The organism is Legionella quateirensis (genome assembly GCF_001467955.1).
Classification (GTDB): domain Bacteria; phylum Pseudomonadota; class Gammaproteobacteria; order Legionellales; family Legionellaceae; genus Legionella; species Legionella quateirensis.
The window spans coordinates 52,726-70,228 of sequence record NZ_LNYR01000041.1 but is presented as its reverse complement, the minus strand read 5'-3'; the positions used below and the strand labels follow the sequence as shown (position 1 = coordinate 70,228).

The window sequence follows — 17,503 nt, the reverse complement described above, 5'->3', positions numbered from 1 at the left end:
TGCTAGAACAGGGAGATCCTTCACTGCGTTCAGGATGACGGAACTCCCAAAGAAAACGTCATCCCGAATGTAATGAGGGATCTCCTGAATATGGCACTGTGCTAGAACAGGGAGATCCTTCACTGCGTTCAGGATGACGGAACTCCCAAAGAAAACGTCATCCCGCATGCAATGAGGGATCTCCTGAATATAGCACTGTGCTAGAACAGGGAGATCCTTCACTGCGTTCAGGATGACGGAACTCCCAAAGAAAACGTCATCCCGAATGCAATGAGGGATCTCCTGAATATGGCACAGTGCTAGAACAGGGAGATCCTTCACTGCGTTCAGGATGACGGAACTCCCAAAGAAAACGTCATCCTGAATGCAGTGAGGGATCTCCTGAATATGGCACAGTGCTAGAACAGGGAGATCCTTCACTGCGTTCAGGATAACGGAACTCCCAAAGAAAACGTCATCCCGAATGCAATGAGGGATCTCCTGAATGTAGCACAGTGCTAGAACAGGGAGATCCTTCACTGCGTTCAGGATGACGGAACTCCCAAAGAAAACGTCATTCCGAATGCAATGAGGGATCTCCTGAATATGGCACAGTGCTAGAACAGGGAGATCCTTCACTGCGTTCAGGATGACGGTACTCCCAAAGAAAACGTCATCCCGAATGCAATGAGGGATCTCCTGAATATGGCACTGTGCTAGAATTGGGAGATCCTTCACTGCGTTCAGGATGACGAACAAAATGGCGTCATCCCGAACGCAGTGAGGGATCTCCTAGACTTGGCATGATGCCAGTTTATGGAGATCCTTCTTTAGTTATTTGATATATTTTTAAGCAGTAGCTGTATCTGAATTTTCAACTTCGCTGGGAAGGTTGCGTATGCGTTGCGCTTCGATTACCAGAACTTTGAAATAATCATAAGACATATAAAAATTACCTTTGTCTCCATATTGTTCACCCCAGGAATTGCGAAGGGTAAATAATCCTTTGTGTTGACGGCCTTGATCATCAATTGCAATGGCATCATCATCATATCCGGTAATAACCATTTCATGACCACCAAATAATGGATTCAAATAGATGTCACGTGCTATCTCAGGAGTAAGCACCCAGGTATCGAATTTGGAGTTATGAGTTCCAATTGCACCCATGGTACCCAGATCAAAATCCAATAAAAGAACGGCGAAGGTTACCCGGTCGTTTTCATTTAGTGCTGCTTTAATATCATTAATCGTTTTATTCGTATCAGTACGTTCCATAATTGCTTGATATATATCAAGAATCGGTGAGAAAAGTACGGTCTTTTCATTAAGATCCTCACTTAATTCATGGAATTTTTCTAATGGCATTGCGCTCTCTGGACCTGGTTGTTCAATTTTGGGATACTCAGTTAAACCGCCACAACCAATAGCTTTCTGTTTTTCTTTACTGACTATTCCAAAATGTTCCATTTGACTTAATGCCAATCGACCAAAGGAACCATCCCAACCACTTGGAGAATATCCATTTTGTTCCAGATACATACCCAATTGTAATTGACATAATTGACTGATGTAATCCCCTTTATTCAAGGCTGCATCAACTGCTGCTGTGGTTGCAAAAGTAACGCAGGAACCAAAGCTTCCTTGATTTAAAACGGGTACATTATTCATGCCCAATTCAATCTTTTGCGGTAAGTGTGAAGGGGAGATCAGGGTATTGGATTTGTTGATAGTTGCTATACTTCGCTTATTCAACGTTTGGATAGCATTTGGAGAAAGTTGCATTTTAAGCAGTTTAATGTCTTGTTGTTCTGCTTTTGTATTGAGTGATTTATTTTGTGGAGCTTTAAGGGTCTGAGTAATCGTTCCAACTATCTTAAGATCCTGGGCAAATAAATTAGTACTAAGCGCTATAGATAACAAAAACAACTTAGATGTTCGCATTGATTCAATCTCCGAAAACGGTACAAGCTTAAACAACGGAGTGCAATCATACTTGATGGATTAAAAATAATCAATATAGCGTTTTAGTGATCACAGGGTTACTGAACAGGAAAATTAAAGTACGTGTGGGGATAAGGTTCATTTCGCAACGTATAATGCCACCATTCAGAATAATATGGTTTGAACCCATTACTGATCATTAGTTGTTTTAAAAATGATCGATTCGTTTTTTGAACGGTACTTAGATTTGTATAGTTATTATTGGCCGTCACATCCAGGCAATCAAAGCGGGTACCCATGTCGATGGAATTATCATTTAGATAATTCGGTGATTTGTCATAACATCGAGCAATATGATTTTTGGCCGTAGGACGATCTGCAGTATCGAGTTTCACCAAGGTTAAATCTACCGTACTGCCTCGCGTATGACCGGATGTAAGAGCTATATAATCTCGTTTAAACAGATCTTTTTTAATCTCACGAGGATAATATTCTGGTTTTTGGCGCTCGTCCCTTGGATTTTGACTCCACTTATAAAAATAATTAACCGCTTGTTGCGGTCTGTAACAATCATAAACCTTCAGGGTATAACCCTTGGTTTTTACAGCCTGCTCTACTTTTTTTAATTGTTCCGCAGTCTGTCGGGTAACAATGCAAACGCCTCGGAGATAACCAGGAATGGGATTCCCAATAAAATTATTTGAGGTGGCATAACGCATGTCCTGCAAGATATCTGGAGCAACTTCATGCAGATAGACAAAACCTTTCGGCAGGGCATAGAGACTGAAACTTGCAAGTATCATTAGAAGGGAGACTATTTTTTTCATACAGGTACAGGTAGATATAAATTAGTCTTTCTAACACAGCAGGTGATTCCATGTCTATGATTGGCGATATAATTTAATCGTTTAATGATCTGGCGGTTTTTTATCTAGAAAAGGTTTACTTAATATTTCTAGAGTATAGTTAACATATAAACCGCATTTATTGAATCAGCGAGGCTACACGCATGCCACACTCACAGTTATATCAAACGATGGTGAACGAAGCTTCTTATCGTGATGAAAAAGAGAATAAATTAATCAAGGAACAACGTCTTGATAGTGACCGTGTTAGTGACAAAATCAATAACACACCAAATGCGGGTCTGCAGGATTTATACAGTGAGATGGGCGATTTGTTACGTGAAACAAATGACGCTCAATTTGGTATCGTGTCTCAGCTTGTTCAAGTAGATGGTGAAGATCAATGGGTACGAGATGCAACTCACTCTTTACCTTTAGATGAGCGGATGCCCCATAATGCACCTGTTATTGAAGCAAATAATGCGTTACTGCGTTGTCTTTCCCGATTACGCCCCATTGATTTTGCCATTAACCAAAAATTGGGTGATCAGGAACCTGGACCGGCATGCCGTGACCGTTTAAAAGTCAATTTTCAGGAGTTAACTCGGGCGATTTTAGAGACAGCTCAAAGTGGAAAAAGTAACTCTGAGAAATTAAAGGCAATAACAAAACTTGAAACAGAATTTAACAGTACTTTAGTTAAAGAACTCCATGAAGCCAATTTAACTCAAGGGTGCAATACTGCGGAGCAAGCAGAGAAACTGTTATTTCATTACCGTAATTTATCAAGCCTGCTGGAAAATCCCGCACGAACCATGGCTACTTTAACCTATGATAAAACGGCACGAATTTTTCAACGTGAAACTCAATACCCTGTTACCGAAAAAACGCAATCGCAGCATGATTCAATAAAAGACTTAGCTAAGGTTCAGCCTTATCCTTTTAGTGAAGAAAAAAATGCACACAATTCAAAAAATACCGCCTTTCAGGAAGCAGATGCCTTGTTTGTTGATCTTATGGATCAGGACACAACAGCACTCTCCGCTCAAGCGCGAAAAACACATCCTGTTGGAGCAAAAAATGCGTTCATAGTCAAAAATGAGCTGATTCCAATGACTGAGGAAGTGCTGGAGGAATCCGATCTCAACACGGTTCATGCGGACCAGGAAAATACTCTTTGGCTGGCACGAATGGGGGTTCCTGTTTATGTGGGCTCTGGTGAATCCAGTAAGTCTGTTGAATCGCATACCATTCAGAATTTAGAGCAAATGCGCATCGCTGCTGAACGACGAATGAACATTGAGTCTCCGAAGTTACATGTTACTTGCCTGAATACATACAGTCCTCTGGAAAATCAGACGACGATGATTAACAATTTGTACAAAGCAACTCGTAAACAAGGGAATGGTGATGACATTACTTATGCACCAACGAATCCGGACGGCACATTTCGAGCTATGGATGTCGCGCCCAATTTACATTTTGCCGAAGGACAAGAGCCTGTTGGTACCTTTCCTCTCCAAAAAGCTAATCGGCTGGATCAGGTTTCTAAAGTTGTACTGGCAGCCGCGCAACAAGATGACACGGTAAGCATAGTTCAATGTGCCAGTGGACAGGATAGAACTGGAACTGCTGTTGAAAAATCGACTCAGGTTTGGATGCAAAAACGATATGAGCAAATGGGCAGAAATCCAGCCAATATTGAAACCATGCGTGCAGAAGGTGGTAATGCTGCCGAAATAACCACTCATCATATTCATGGCTCTCCAGGAATGAAAACAGATTCCATGGCGAATAATTTTTTTGGAAGCGGAACAGCGTTTTCTACAGCTTCATCCGAGCAGTTTTATCTTTCCAGTGCAAAGACTAATAAACAGAATAAAGTGGGTAACGTTGATTTTCTTAAAATGCCTTCTGATGAAGCCAGGAACCAATATGGAAAAAATTTGCAAGAATTTGAACAAAGCCTTGCTCATTTTGCGCAAACCATTTCTGGTGATCAAAAGAAACAGCAGTTTTACAACAGTGGACAAGATTTGTTACGCAACATAAAAAAAATTGCGGCTGATAATCCTGATTCACAAAGTTTGGCTGATCTCAATGCAATCCTTCCACATTGTACTTATGTTATACAAAACCATGATCAACCTGACAATCCTGAATATCAGGAGAGTATGAGGCGATTGGCCAGTCTCTCACAGCATGTATCAGGAGCAACCTCACCAGGATGGAAAGCTCTGGGGGCAGGATTAATGACTTTTGCTTGTTTGGCATTAATTGTAGGGGGTGTTTTAGCCGCAATTCCTACTGGAGGAGCCAGCCTTCTAATGACGGTCGCAGGCGCAGCGGGTCTTAGTGTCGGGGCGGCAGTCGGAATTGGCGTTGGAGTGGCCGCTGTAACAGCGGGGACGGGATTTGCTGCATATAAAGCGGGTAGTGAAAAGGGTCTTGCTCATTCTATTTCTGAATTTAAGTCCGCACTGCACGAAATTAAACATGACGAGAAAGTGGATGACGATCCTTCTCCTCCCAGTAATGATATAAGTTGTAAATATTAGGTGTTTCCATTTCATCGTTCGAGATGACGTAGACCAATTTATTGAGAAGATACGATTTCCCAAGCGGAACTTAAATACCTGGATTGTGCCTCTTTAGTTGATAAGAGGACAATCCTTTTGTTGTACTGATACTTCAATTGAATCCATTAATAAAAATCAATTGTAGTAGTCGTCACATCTAATGGTCCCGGAGCATCGTAATCAAACATTACTGTTTCAACGACCGGTGCGACAGTAACCTGTCTGTATTCAACGATTTCCGTAGATGTATAAACACAACCGGTAGATAATAAGGTAACTCCTATTAACAATATCCATTTCATAGTGCAACCTCTTGTGGTTATTATAAGCATATTGTAGATTAATTGGCCATTAAATGCCAGTTGTGTCATTTCCTTTTATATTCTCTGATTTTTTTTCATCCACATAATAAAGAAAGGCCAATATCTGAGCGACTGCGGCGTACAAATCCTTGGGAATTTCTTCATTGATATGAACGTTAGCCAGTAGCGAGGTCAGTTCCTCATTCTGCTCCAGCGGAATTCCATGCTCTTTGGCTGTAGCAATGATTTGTCGGGCAATATATCCTTCCCCTTTGGCAGTAACTCTGGGAGCGGAAGTGCCATCATAGCGTAATGCTACAGCCCGGGTTTTATTTTTTTTCATATGCGTATGTCCAGTAATCGTAAATTCGCAACATCAATGTGATTTTCTTCCAATCCTGCTTGTACATTCCAGTTGCGAAGCTTGAGTCCTAAATCAGAAAGAACTTGTTTCATTTCCAGTTGATATTCTTCAAGCGTTTTTAAGGCTGATGCATTTTGGGTATTGATTTTAATATCGATGTGTTTCGCATTAAGAGTTACCGTTGCTTGCAAGGCTCCAAGATGAGTCAGATTGAGGGCAAACGATAGTGACCATCGAGACTGTTGCATAGGCTCTGCTTTATGTTGTTTGATCATCATAGGAATGACGTCTATGTTTTGCTCGGTTTTTACAGGCAGATCCAGCATCACGAGATATCCTTCCTTGTGATCATTAGACAGATGATTAATTTGATTCGCTGTGATTCGCGCTATTACTTGATTGATCTGATCGCGTAATACATGCTGCAATGCTTCAAGCGACAAGTCCAAGGTGTTCAGCAACATGCTTTTGGATAAAGGTTGAGGTATAGCCCCTGGTAAAGGCAAAGGATCCTGAGCTAATTGTTTTATTTCTGTATCAGGAACCCTGTAGGGATTGACTCTTCTATCTTCAGGTAAACAATTTAATAATTTGAAACATTGTCCTTTGAAATCTGATTTTAGTTTTTGCTGATTTGTGCTTCTTCGCCAATCCAGCAATGTCGACTCTAAAAAAATACCACTCTGATTAATCGCCTGCATGAATTGTTGAGGTAACTGAGTCAGGCCTGTAATGCTGTTTAACAGGGATTTAATCTGTTGATTGAGCGAGTAAGGTAATTGGTCTGATTTCATTAATTCAGTGAGGGTCTGCAGCATATTTGTTGGAGGTGCCTGTTTGGGCAGAGCCTGGAGCAGGGCATTTTGCAGTATGGATAGTTCTGGATTCTTCTGTTGCACTTCGAGTATGGTTTCATGTTGGTTTGCAATCACTTTAACTTCGAGCAGTTCTCCCGGAGTAAAATGATGTGAACTTTTGGCATTGAGATTTTGCCCGTTAATATTAATCAATACCTGATTATTCGTTAATGCAGTGACGACCACAGTTTTGAGGATTTGTCCTACATAAAGTTCCGTGGCTGGTTTTGCTAATTTTATCTCCTGGACAGGGGTTAACCTGACGCTTGAAGATTTATTCATTTCAACAGCCATAGGCGTTCTTCCGGTTCAATTTGAATCAGTATATACTCAACGTCTTTGTTATCGGCAGAGTTGTGAATTGCTTTAAAATTCACCAGGAAGGGATACCAGGAATTGAACTGAGAAAATCATTACTCTTAATGTAATTGAATATAGCCTTGAGTTCATCTGGTCATTACGCAATTTAAACAGGGTGTGGTGATGTTAGATAGAGCCAGTGTAGTTGATGAGCAGTTTATTAAGCGAGTATTGCAAGGGGATTTCCCGGAGCCCCACAGTACTATGAGTCCCGAAATGGCAGAATTGGATAAAAAAACTGCCATAGAACTTTTTGATTCACAGATTAAATCCCGTTTGCTTGATTTAATTGCCAGACAGTTAAAAGAAAAAGGGTTGTCATTTTATACCATAGGCAGTAGCGGACATGAGGGTAATGCCGTAATGGGGCAGGTATTTAAACATACCGATATGGCTTTTTTACATTACCGCAGCGGCGCATTCTATTTACAAAGGGCAAAACAACTTCAGGGTACGGATGGTGTAAAAGATATTCTTTTGTCTTTAGTAGCCGCGGCATGTGATCCGATATCAGGTGGTCGACATAAGGTATTTGGCAGTGTCCCATTAAATATTCCACCTCAAACATCCACTATTGCTTCTCATTTACCTAAAGCATTAGGAGCTGCCTTATCCATAACCCGGGCAAAAGAGCTGGGTATATCAGGTAATCTGGCTGCGGACTCAGTTATTATCTGTTCCTTTGGTGATGCTTCGACCAATCACGCATCGACTCAGACCACACTGAATGCATGCTCCTGGATTACTCAACAAAATTATCCTTTGCCCATAGTATTTGTGTGCGAAGATAACGGTATTGGCATTTCAGTCCCTACACCATCCAACTGGATAGAGACTTCAATCGGTTCACGTCCAGGGCTGCATTATATCACCTGTGATGGCTTAAATATTGCCGATACCTATGCGAAAGCTCAGGAAGCAGAATATCTGGCTCGAACAAAAAAACAACCCGTGTTTTTACACATGCGCTGTGTTCGCTTGTTGGGTCATGCTGGTTCTGATATTGAATCTCAATACTCTAATCAAACCGAAATAGAACGCAGAGAGGCCAATGATCCCTTACTGCATACTGCCGGTATTCTATATCGGGAAGGCTGGATGACCCTGCAAGCCATGGTTGATCTGTACCAGGATAATAAAGACCTTATCGAAGCGAAAGCAGTGGAGGCAATAAGAGAGCCTCGAATGAACAGTGCTGAAGAAGTGATGGCTTCAATAATTCCAAAGGTAGAAAAAAAGAAAGGGTATGCTCTCCCGGATGAACCGAAACGAGTTAAGGCATTCGCTGGCGCCTACAATCAGTTGTCTTTAAAGCGCAATATGTGTCAACACATTAACTTTGCGTTGACGGATTTGATGCTGCAATATTCCAATATGCTGATCTTTGGTGAAGATGTGGGTAAGAAGGGTGGGGTCTATCGGGTTACCGCTGATCTTCAGGCACGTTTTGGTCAACGCAGAGTTTTTGATACTATTTTGGATGAAACGACTATACTGGGAACCGCTATTGGTTTGGCCCATAATGGGTTTATCCCCGTACCTGAAATCCAGTTTCTAGCTTATTTACATAATGCAGAAGATCAATTACGTGGTGAAGCGTCTACCCTATCTTTTTTCTCCAGTGGCTTATATAAAAATCCCATGGTGTTAAGAATCGCATCGCTGGCTTATCAAAAAGGTTTTGGTGGACATTTTCATAATGATAACTCCATTGCTGTATTGCGCGATTTACCTGGAGTTATTGTGGCTTGCCCTTCAAATGGCCCAGATGCTGCGCGAATGTTACGAACGTGTATGCGTTTGGCGGCTCAGGAAGGTCGGGTAGTCGTGTTTTTAGAACCTATTGCGTTATATATGACTAAAGATTTGCATAGCCCGGGAGATAATGGTTGGCTATTTGATTACCCTGCTCCGAATGAACTGATTACTCAGGGCAGTGTAGGGGTTTTCGGTGAAGGCGATACGGTTATTTTAACTTATGCAAATGGGTATTATTTATCGCGTCAGGCTGAGAAAGTGTTGCGCGAGAATCATGGGATCAAAGTTAAAATTGTCGATTTACGCTGGCTTAGTCCTTTACCAAAAGAAGCCATATTAAACGAAGTGGCCAATGCAAAACGAATTTTAATTGTCGATGAAGGTAGACAAAGCGGCTCAATTAGTGAAGGATTAGTGACATTATTGATGGAAGAAGCTGCATCAGGATTGAAAATAAAACGTCTCACCGGTAAAGATTGTTTTATTCCATTAGGAACTGCCTGGCATTATTTATTACCCAGTCAGGAAAGTATTATAGAAGCGGTAGTCGCATTACAGTCAGATAAAAGGGAGAAGGAAAGTGGACGACTTGTTATTTCTTGATGAACAATTGCATGATGATGAGCGCATGATACGTGATAGCGTTGCGCGTTTTGTCAGCAATGATGTAATTCCATTGATGGCTGAATCTTTTGAACATGCTCATTTTCCCCGCGAATTAATTAAACAATCTGCTGAGCTGGGGTTATTAGGTTTGACTTTGCCTACTCAATACGGTGGATCAGAGGCTTCTTACGTATCGTATGGATTGGTATGCCAGGAGTTAGAACGGGGCGATAGTGGATTGCGTAGTTTTGTTTCCGTACAAAGCTCTTTATGCATGTACCCAATTTTCAAATTTGGAAATGAAGAACAAAAAATGCGGTATTTGCCGGCGATGGCTGCTGGTGAAGTGATTGGCTGTTTTGGTTTAACGGAGCCTGATTCCGGTTCAGATCCGGCGAGCATGCGTACCCATGCCAAAAAAGTGGATGGCGGCTGGATTTTAAATGGGGCAAAAATGTGGATTACCAACGCTCCTATAGCGGATATTGCAATAGTCTGGGCAAAGACGGAGTCTGGTATCAGAGGCTTTATTGTTGATACCCGAGCCAAGGGAATGAGTTGCCCTGAGATTAAATTGAAAATGTCTTTACGTGCTTCCATAACGGGTGAGTTGGTTTTTGATCATGTTTTTGTTCCTGATGAAAATCTTCTTCCAGGAACTGAAAAGGGTTTGGGCGCGGCGTTGAGTTGTTTGAGTCAGGCGCGATATGGGATTGCCTGGGGAGCGATGGGTGCTGCTATGGCGTGTTTTGATCTGGTGCGTGATTATGTGTTGGAACGTAAGCAATTTGATAAACCTTTGGCTTCTTTTCAATTGATCCAGAAAGATTTGGCAGAAATGTATACCGAGATTATTAAAGCACAATGCTTAAATTTACAGATAGGCCGCTTGAAAGATCAACATCGGGAAACTCCTACGATGATTTCGCTGGCTAAAGGGAATGCTTGTCGTGAAGCATTGAAAATTTCACGAAAATGTAGGAATCTAATGGGCGGAAATGGAATTAGTCTTGAGTATCATGTCATCAGACATATGCTTAATTTGGAATCGGTCTTTACTTATGAGGGTACTGATAATGTTCATACCCTGGTCATGGGAAGACATATAACAGGAATTAACGCTTTTGGTTAAAGATGTTCTGCTTTTATCAAGTCAGCTCTGATTACCACAAGTTAATTACTTAACAAGTAATTGTTCGATTCAAGTTCTTCTGTCTCTGGATGGAAGAACTTCCAGAGTTTTTTTACGTTTACTCTGGTATTAAGTTCACGATTTCTGAGACATGAGACAGGATTATCCTCTGGATTTACCATTAGTTGTTTTAGGGAAATGCAATTTTAGTAAAGGTTTTATTCAGAAAATTACAGGAGTTTATATGATTAATAGATTAAAAGGAGTTTTAATTCTAAGCCTGCCTGTTTTGGCTTTAAATGCAAATTCAAATAATACCTTCGAGAGTAAAGATATTTTGACGCAAAAATGTCGCGATTTGGCGCAAACTGTTGCCTCTTTAGTATCAAGCCAGGAAAAAAGAGCATGTGCAGAAAAACTTGCAATGGCATCCATGCAAATTGATATTGCCGGAGACTGGTTAATCGAAGATGTTTATTCCGCTGCGAAAAAAGAGCTCGATAATGCAGTCTATAGTTTGCAGTATGCTGAGTTGAATAATTGCAACAGATACATTCAAATATCGCATTCCAAATTTGAAGCACAAAGAATAAAAAATTCACTATAAAAAATATTTATTTATTTTTTTACATGATAAAGCCTCTTTAACCGATATTCGGGAGGCTTTATTGCTGCTAAATATCGCACATTATTTAATCAACAATCATTTTAAGAAATCATATTAATCAGTGCGTTCTTATTTGCCATCCTTAGTGCTAATTGCGCGCATAACTTGTTGAAATAATAAAGTTTTTTTAATATAGATGCCTATGGAGCGATTCTTTATCATTTAATTGAATAAAGAGTTGTAATCAGAGTGATGTGACATTGAGCACCTGATTACGCAGTACAGCGTTTTTAGTCCAACATGTTTCTTTGGGAACCTCCAACCTCCGAGCGAGATTAAATCTATTGGATTTTAATTGATGCACATGGAGGACATCGTTATGTTTAATGGCGTATTACAACGAGTTAAACTGATATCTATTCTTCTTATCCTGCCTTTCGGGATAAGTTTCGCAACAGCCCCACTAACCTTCACTACCGCTAAAAAAATTGCCTTTGATCTGTTTTCTATGCATCAAATCACGCTGTATTGTGGATGTAAGTATGATAAAGAAAAGAATGTTGATTTAACCAGTTGTAGTATGAACACAGCAGCCCCCATTGAACGAGCAAGGCGGGTGGAATGGGAGCATATGATGCCGGCATCAGATTTTGGCCGCTATCATCAATGCTGGAAGGAAAAGATGTGCGTTAGTGAAAAAACAGGCAAAGAATATAAGGGGCGAAAATGCTGTGAAAAAATCGATCCTGAATTCAGAAGAAAGGAAGCTGAATTATATAATCTTTGGCCATCAGTAGGTGCTGTGAATCAGAAACGTTCCAATTACAGTTTTGGATATCTTGAAAATAAAAGGGGGTATTACGGGTGTGAATTTGAAGCCGACAAGACTTTAAAAATTGCTGAGCCGCCTGATAGAGCCAAAGGAATAGTGGCTCGTGCCAACCTTTTTATGGCAGATAGATATCAGGTGGAGATCAGTCCTGAACAAAGAGAACTGTTACTAAAATGGAACAGAGAATTCCCTCCAGATTTGTGGGAATTGGCCTGGGCTGCTGAGGTTGCCAATATTGTAGGGTACACTAACCCTTACATCAAAGTTGAACCAGTGTACTAAATGAATCCCCAATACCCGAGTCTTGCTCGGGCATTGGGTTGTCCTTTACTTTACTACACTGTATTTGATCTGCACTATATTATTTCCAAACGTTTCCGTCTTGAGCAGCTTCAAGTTAATATCTTCTTTAAGTGTACCAAACAAGGAGCGTCCAGAACCGATAAGTACAGGAATGTAGGTAATTGTTAACTCATCAATCAGTTTTTTGGCTAAAAAGCCCTGTATGGTGACTCCTCCATCAATGTACACATGCTTGACTCCCTGTGTACGAAGTTGCTCAATCAATTCTTCGGGGGTTTTTCTCGTTACAGAGACATGAGAACTTAAAGCTTCAGGAATTTGAATATTGTGACTGCTCATTACAATGACAGGTAATGTTCCGTAGGGCCATTCTTCGAAGGTTCTGATCTTTTCATAAGATGCCCGCCCCATAATCAGAGTGTCTACAGTGGCGATAAATTGTTTATAGCCACAATCCTCGCCTTGAGGAACCAGTTCGTGGGATTTCATTAACCAATCAATAGATCCGTCATCTCTGGCAATATAACCATCAAGACTTGTGGCAATAAAAACGGAACACTTGGGTTGTTGCATTGGAGACTCCGGCTCATATTTCGTAAGCTCTGTAGTTTAATTCAGTGTGGGGTCGAACTGTACTTATTTTTCTACAACATACAGTATTGAGAGCGTGACGTCTTAATATTATTGAGAATCGTCATCCCGAATGCTAAGAGGGAGCTCCTGAATGTGGTGATGTGTTTGTGTTGGGAGATCCTTCACTACGTTCAGGATGACGTAATTCAACCGTCATCCCGAATGAAATGAGGGATCTCCTGAACGTGGCGCGGTGGTTGCGTTGTGAGATCCTTCACTACGTTCAGGATGACGTAATTCAACCGTCATCCCGAATGCAATGAGGGATCTCCTGAATGTGGTTCGGTGGTTGCGTTGGGAGATCCTTCACTACGTTCAGGATGACGCAATTCAACCGTCATCCCGAATGCAAAGAGGGATCTCCTGAATGTGGTGCGGTGGTTGCGTTGGGAGATCCTTCACTACGTTCAGGATGACGTAATTCAACCGTCATCCCGAATGAAATGAGGGATCTCCTGAACGTGGTGCGGTGGTTGCGTTGGGAGATCCTTCACTACGTTCAGGATGACGCAATTTAATCGTCATCCCGAATGCAATGAGGGATCTCCTGAATGTGGTGCGGTGGTTGAGTCGGGAGATCCTTCACTACGTTCAGGATGACGCAATTAAACCGTCATCCCGAATGCAATGAGGGATCTCCTGAATGTGGTGCTTTGCCGGCATTAGGATTCAATGCGATAAGGATGACGAAATACCCTGATTTATTGGGAAGACTTCTGAGAGTGAGTTAACCCGGAGTAAATAATACCGTCTACCGCTATCTCTTTAACTGATTTGAACCTAGAATCATAAAAACCATAACATCTCACTATAAAAAATGTATATTGAATCCAACCAGCTCGTATTTTCCCCTTCCGATTTAACTCAATTCATGGAAAGTCCGTTTGCTTCATGGATGGAGCATTTGGCATTGACTAACCCCGATTTACTCCCTGCACCCGATGAACGTGATGCTCTTGGAGAGGTGTTACAGGATTTGGGAAATCAACACGAACGAGATGTCCTGGCTGATTTTCAGGAGCAAGGATTAACCATAGCCGATATATATCACAGCGAAGAACCAATTAAAGCAACTCGTGAGGCCATGATAAAAGGAATGGATGTGATTTATCAGCCGCGGTTGGAATTATTGCCTTTTAAAGGATATGCGGATTTTCTTATTAAAACCGAAGGGTCAAGTCGGTTTGGTGATTATCATTATGAATTGTACGATAGCAAATTGTCACAATCAGCGAAACCTTCTTTTTTGATTCAATTATGTTGTTATGCAGAAATGCTGGAAGCCATTCAGGATAGAAAACCCGAGTACATTACCGTTATTTTAGGTACTAAGGAATACAAACGATTCAGGACTGCAGATTATTATTATTTTTATCAAAGACTCAAAGAACAATTTATAGCTACTCATCAGCACTTTACTCCCGGAACTTGCCCTGATCCGGCTGCATCAAAAAGTTGGGGTAGATGGGGTAATTATGCTGAGCACCTGTTAAAACAGGCTGATCACCTGATTCAGATTGCTACCATTACTTCCGGTCAAATCAAGAATTTGATCAAGGCTGGAATTACCAGCATGACGGCTTTGGCGAATACTCAGGTGAACATGGTTAAAGGCATCAAGCCTGACATTTTAGAACGTTTGAAGCTACAAGCCAGAGTTCAAAAGCAAAGTGAGGGGAAGGCTGTACCTGATTTTCAATTCATTCCACTGGAGGCAGGAAAAAAACAGGGATTGGCTTTATTGCCACCTGCATCAGCCCGCGACATTTTTTTTGATTTGGAAGGTTTCCCTTTGGAAGAAGGCGGCCTCGAATATTTATGGGGAGTGACTTGGCTGGATGAGCAGGGTGAACGGCAATACACTGATTTTTGGGCACACCATCATGAACAGGAAAAAGAAAGTTTTCAGTCTTTTATTAAATGGGCATATCAGCGATGGCTGGATGACCCCGCCATGCATATATATCATTATGCCCCTTACGAAATATCAGCCTGTCGGAAATTAATGGGCAAATACGGTGTGTGCGAGTTTGAAGTAGATCAACTGTTGCGTAATGAGGTCTTTGTCGATTTATATAAAGTAGTAAAAGGCTCATTAATTATTGGAGAGCCACGCTATTCCATTAAAAATGTGGAGCATTTATATCGAGGCAAACGAGATACCGAAGTCGGTTCTGGTGGTGACTCGGTAGTCGTTTATGAACGTTGGCGGGAACATCCGGATGGAGATACCTGGCACACATCAAAAATATTAAATGATATTCGCGAATACAATATTGATGACTGCAACTCAACATATGAATTGGCCGTATGGCTCAGAACACAACAAATAAATTTGGGAATTACCTATCTTGGTAAAACTGAAGTTACTGAAAAAGAAATTACAGAAGAAGGTTCCGAGACGATTAAATTGCGAGATGCATTACTGACCCAGGCGGAACAGCTGAGTAATGACGGACATGAAGAACAGGCAAGGATTCATACCGTTCTGGCTTGGTCCCTGGAGTTTCATCGACGCGAAACAAAGCCTGTTTTTTGGCGCATGTTTGACAGGCTGGGTTTAAGTGAGGAAGAGCTTCTTCATGATATTGATTGTTTGGCTTATTGTCAGCGCACGAATAAACCCGGATATAAACCGAAACCTTCAGCACGTAATTTGGTTTATGAATATTCATTTGACCCGGATCAGGAATTTAAAGGCAATGCGAATGAATACTATATTTTAGGGAAGGAATATGAGGACGGTAAACGTGTTAAAGCCACTCATCATGCAATCGACAGCGATTTGGAGCATGGTTTAATCGCTCTGCAACTTAGGTCTGAGATTAATGAATTGATCACGTTGATTCCTGATGAATATGTGAATCCAGGCCCTATACCGGGGGCGATTGCCAAACAGGCTCAGGATTATTTCAAAGGAACGCTTTTGCAGTCCGCTCTGCTTGATTTTCTGGCCAGAACTACTCCCAGAATTAAATACCATCCTTCAGGTCAACCAATAGCGCCTAGCCATAGCCCTCAAGAGCGTATGCAGCAAATGATTCAGGCAGTAACTCATCTTGATAAAAGCTATCTCACCATTCAGGGACCTCCAGGCGCGGGTAAAACGTATACGGGAAAACATTTGATTGCAGAGTTGATTCAAAGAGGAAAGAAAATTGCCATTTCATCGAACAGTCATAAAGCAATTAATAATTTATTAATCAGTACTGCTGCCTATTGTGAGAAGGAAGGGATTAAAGGATATTTCTCTTGTACACGCAATACAGACAGTGCGATTGACGCACTGAATATTGAGGTATTGGAGACAAAAAGCATTATTGATTTTATCAGGCCAGGTTGCGTTGTCGGGGCTACTGCCTGGGGTTTATCTCGGGACGAACTGGAGCACCAGTTTGATTATCTTTTTATTGATGAAGCGGGGCAAGTGAGTGTTGCTAATTTAATTGCCATGAGCAGAGCTACGGATAACATCATCCTGATGGGCGATCAAATGCAATTAGGGCAACCCTCTCAAGGAAGTCATCCAGAAGACAGCGGCTTATCCATTTTGGATTATTTATTACACGATACCCCAACAATTCCAGAGAGCATGGGCGTCTTTCTTGGCACTACCTATCGCATGCATTCTGCTGTGAATCACTTTATCAGTGAAGCGATTTATGAGGGTAAACTCGAAACGGCGCCGGAAAATGACAAGCAACGAATCAGGATTCCAGAACATTATCATGGTCCTTTGAATAAAGAGGCCGGCATCGTCAACATTCCGGTGTTTCATGAAGGGAACACTCAGGCTAGTGATGAAGAAGTTGAACAAATTGTTCAATTGACCAGCGAATTACTGGGGCGAACGTTTTACACCCATGATGGAAGAGAACAGATACTTGGCTGGAACGATATTCTTTTTGTGAGTCCTTATAATCATCAGGTGAATAAACTCAAAACAGCTCTCGGTGAACAGGCGAAAGTGGGTAGTGTTGATAAATTTCAGGGACAGGAAGCTCCCGTTGTATTTTTAACTATGTGTGCCAGCAACGCGAATGAATCCCCACGCGGCTTAAATTTTTTGTTCGATAAGCATCGTTTGAATGTGGCGATATCAAGAGCCCAATGCCTGGTTGTGGTGGTGTACTCGCCTGCGTTATTGGAAACAGTGCCAAACAGTATTGAACAAATCGCTATGATTAATATGTTTTGCAGGTTAACTGGTTGATCGAAAGTCTATTTGAAAAAATGTAGGTCATTCCCGCGAAGGCGTGAATCCATGCATTAAATGTGCACCTGATTGTGCTTACTCAATGGAACAATGAGCTCATTTTAGTGAGATAAATAGAATAATTGTAAAATTTTTGCAAAAATCGTCAAGAACTTTAAAATTCAGAGATTCTCTTGTATTAATATA

13 protein-coding genes are annotated in these 17,503 nt (G+C 41.3%); 6 read left to right on the top strand and 7 right to left on the bottom strand.

Translation table 11 applies throughout. The features are described from left to right. From Lqua_RS18805 to Lqua_RS14335, 3 genes are all read right to left on the bottom strand, one after another. A partial coding sequence (locus Lqua_RS18805) for a hypothetical protein (RefSeq protein ID WP_238585592.1) occupies window positions 1-738 on the bottom strand: 738 nt, incomplete at its 3' end. Window positions 739-828: 90 nt separating this feature from the next. Beyond that, window positions 829-1,923, bottom strand: coding sequence for a C1 family peptidase (locus tag Lqua_RS14340; RefSeq protein WP_058474971.1), 1,095 nt, complete (start codon window positions 1,921-1,923; stop codon window positions 829-831). Window positions 1,924-2,021: 98 nt separating this feature from the next. Further along, a complete protein-coding gene (locus Lqua_RS14335) occupies window positions 2,022-2,750 on the bottom strand; it encodes a M15 family metallopeptidase (protein ID WP_058474970.1) in 729 nt (242 codons plus the stop codon). A 182-nt stretch (window positions 2,751-2,932) separates the two neighbouring features. Here Lqua_RS14335 and Lqua_RS14330 point away from each other — a divergent pair, with 182 nt between their 5' ends. Then, window positions 2,933-5,326, top strand: a complete 2,394-nt coding sequence (locus tag Lqua_RS14330) for a glycine zipper family protein (protein WP_058474969.1) — start codon at window positions 2,933-2,935, stop codon at window positions 5,324-5,326. Between the two features lie 146 nt (window positions 5,327-5,472). Here the strand turns inward: Lqua_RS14330 and Lqua_RS18460 are convergent, their stop codons facing one another. From Lqua_RS18460 to fliK, 3 genes are read right to left on the bottom strand one after another with little or no spacing between them, the layout of a single operon-like run. Further along, window positions 5,473-5,649, bottom strand: a complete 177-nt coding sequence (locus Lqua_RS18460; RefSeq protein ID WP_165483197.1) for a hypothetical protein — start codon at window positions 5,647-5,649, stop codon at window positions 5,473-5,475. A gap of 49 nt (window positions 5,650-5,698) precedes the next feature. Beyond that, window positions 5,699-5,992, bottom strand: a complete 294-nt coding sequence (locus tag Lqua_RS14320) for an EscU/YscU/HrcU family type III secretion system export apparatus switch protein (protein ID WP_058474967.1) — start codon at window positions 5,990-5,992, stop codon at window positions 5,699-5,701. Continuing rightward, window positions 5,989-7,164, bottom strand: coding sequence for a flagellar hook-length control protein FliK (fliK, locus tag Lqua_RS14315; RefSeq protein ID WP_058474966.1), 1,176 nt, complete (start codon window positions 7,162-7,164; stop codon window positions 5,989-5,991). The genes Lqua_RS14320 and fliK overlap by 4 nt, the downstream gene beginning before the upstream one ends. Before the next feature lie 189 nt (window positions 7,165-7,353). Between fliK and Lqua_RS14310 the strand changes: the two genes are divergently transcribed. The 4 genes from Lqua_RS14310 to Lqua_RS14295 all read left to right on the top strand — a co-directional run bounded on the left by Lqua_RS14310 (window position 7,354) and on the right by Lqua_RS14295 (window position 12,447). Next, complete coding sequence (locus tag Lqua_RS14310) at window positions 7,354-9,591, top strand: dehydrogenase E1 component subunit alpha/beta (protein ID WP_058474965.1); 2,238 nt, start codon at window positions 7,354-7,356, stop codon at window positions 9,589-9,591. Beyond that, the gene (locus tag Lqua_RS14305; RefSeq protein WP_058474964.1) at window positions 9,569-10,726 is read left to right on the top strand and encodes an acyl-CoA dehydrogenase family protein; all 1,158 of its coding nucleotides are present in this window, start codon (window positions 9,569-9,571) and stop codon (window positions 10,724-10,726) included. Before Lqua_RS14310 ends, Lqua_RS14305 begins: the two co-directional genes overlap by 23 nt. A gap of 244 nt (window positions 10,727-10,970) precedes the next feature. Continuing rightward, on the top strand, window positions 10,971-11,333 hold the full coding sequence (locus Lqua_RS14300) for a hypothetical protein (RefSeq protein ID WP_058475013.1): 363 nt from the start codon (window positions 10,971-10,973) through the stop codon (window positions 11,331-11,333). A gap of 379 nt (window positions 11,334-11,712) precedes the next feature. Continuing rightward, window positions 11,713-12,447, top strand: a complete 735-nt coding sequence (locus Lqua_RS14295) for an endonuclease (RefSeq protein WP_058474963.1) — start codon at window positions 11,713-11,715, stop codon at window positions 12,445-12,447. A gap of 45 nt (window positions 12,448-12,492) precedes the next feature. Here the strand turns inward: Lqua_RS14295 and Lqua_RS14290 are convergent, their stop codons facing one another. Beyond that, complete coding sequence (locus Lqua_RS14290; RefSeq protein WP_058474962.1) at window positions 12,493-13,041, bottom strand: dihydrofolate reductase family protein; 549 nt, start codon at window positions 13,039-13,041, stop codon at window positions 12,493-12,495. Between the two features lie 877 nt (window positions 13,042-13,918). Here Lqua_RS14290 and Lqua_RS14285 point away from each other — a divergent pair. Then, window positions 13,919-17,314: a TM0106 family RecB-like putative nuclease gene (locus Lqua_RS14285; protein ID WP_058474961.1), complete on the top strand. Its 3,396-nt coding sequence runs from the start codon at window positions 13,919-13,921 to the stop codon at window positions 17,312-17,314. Window positions 17,315-17,503: the final 189 nt, after the last annotated feature.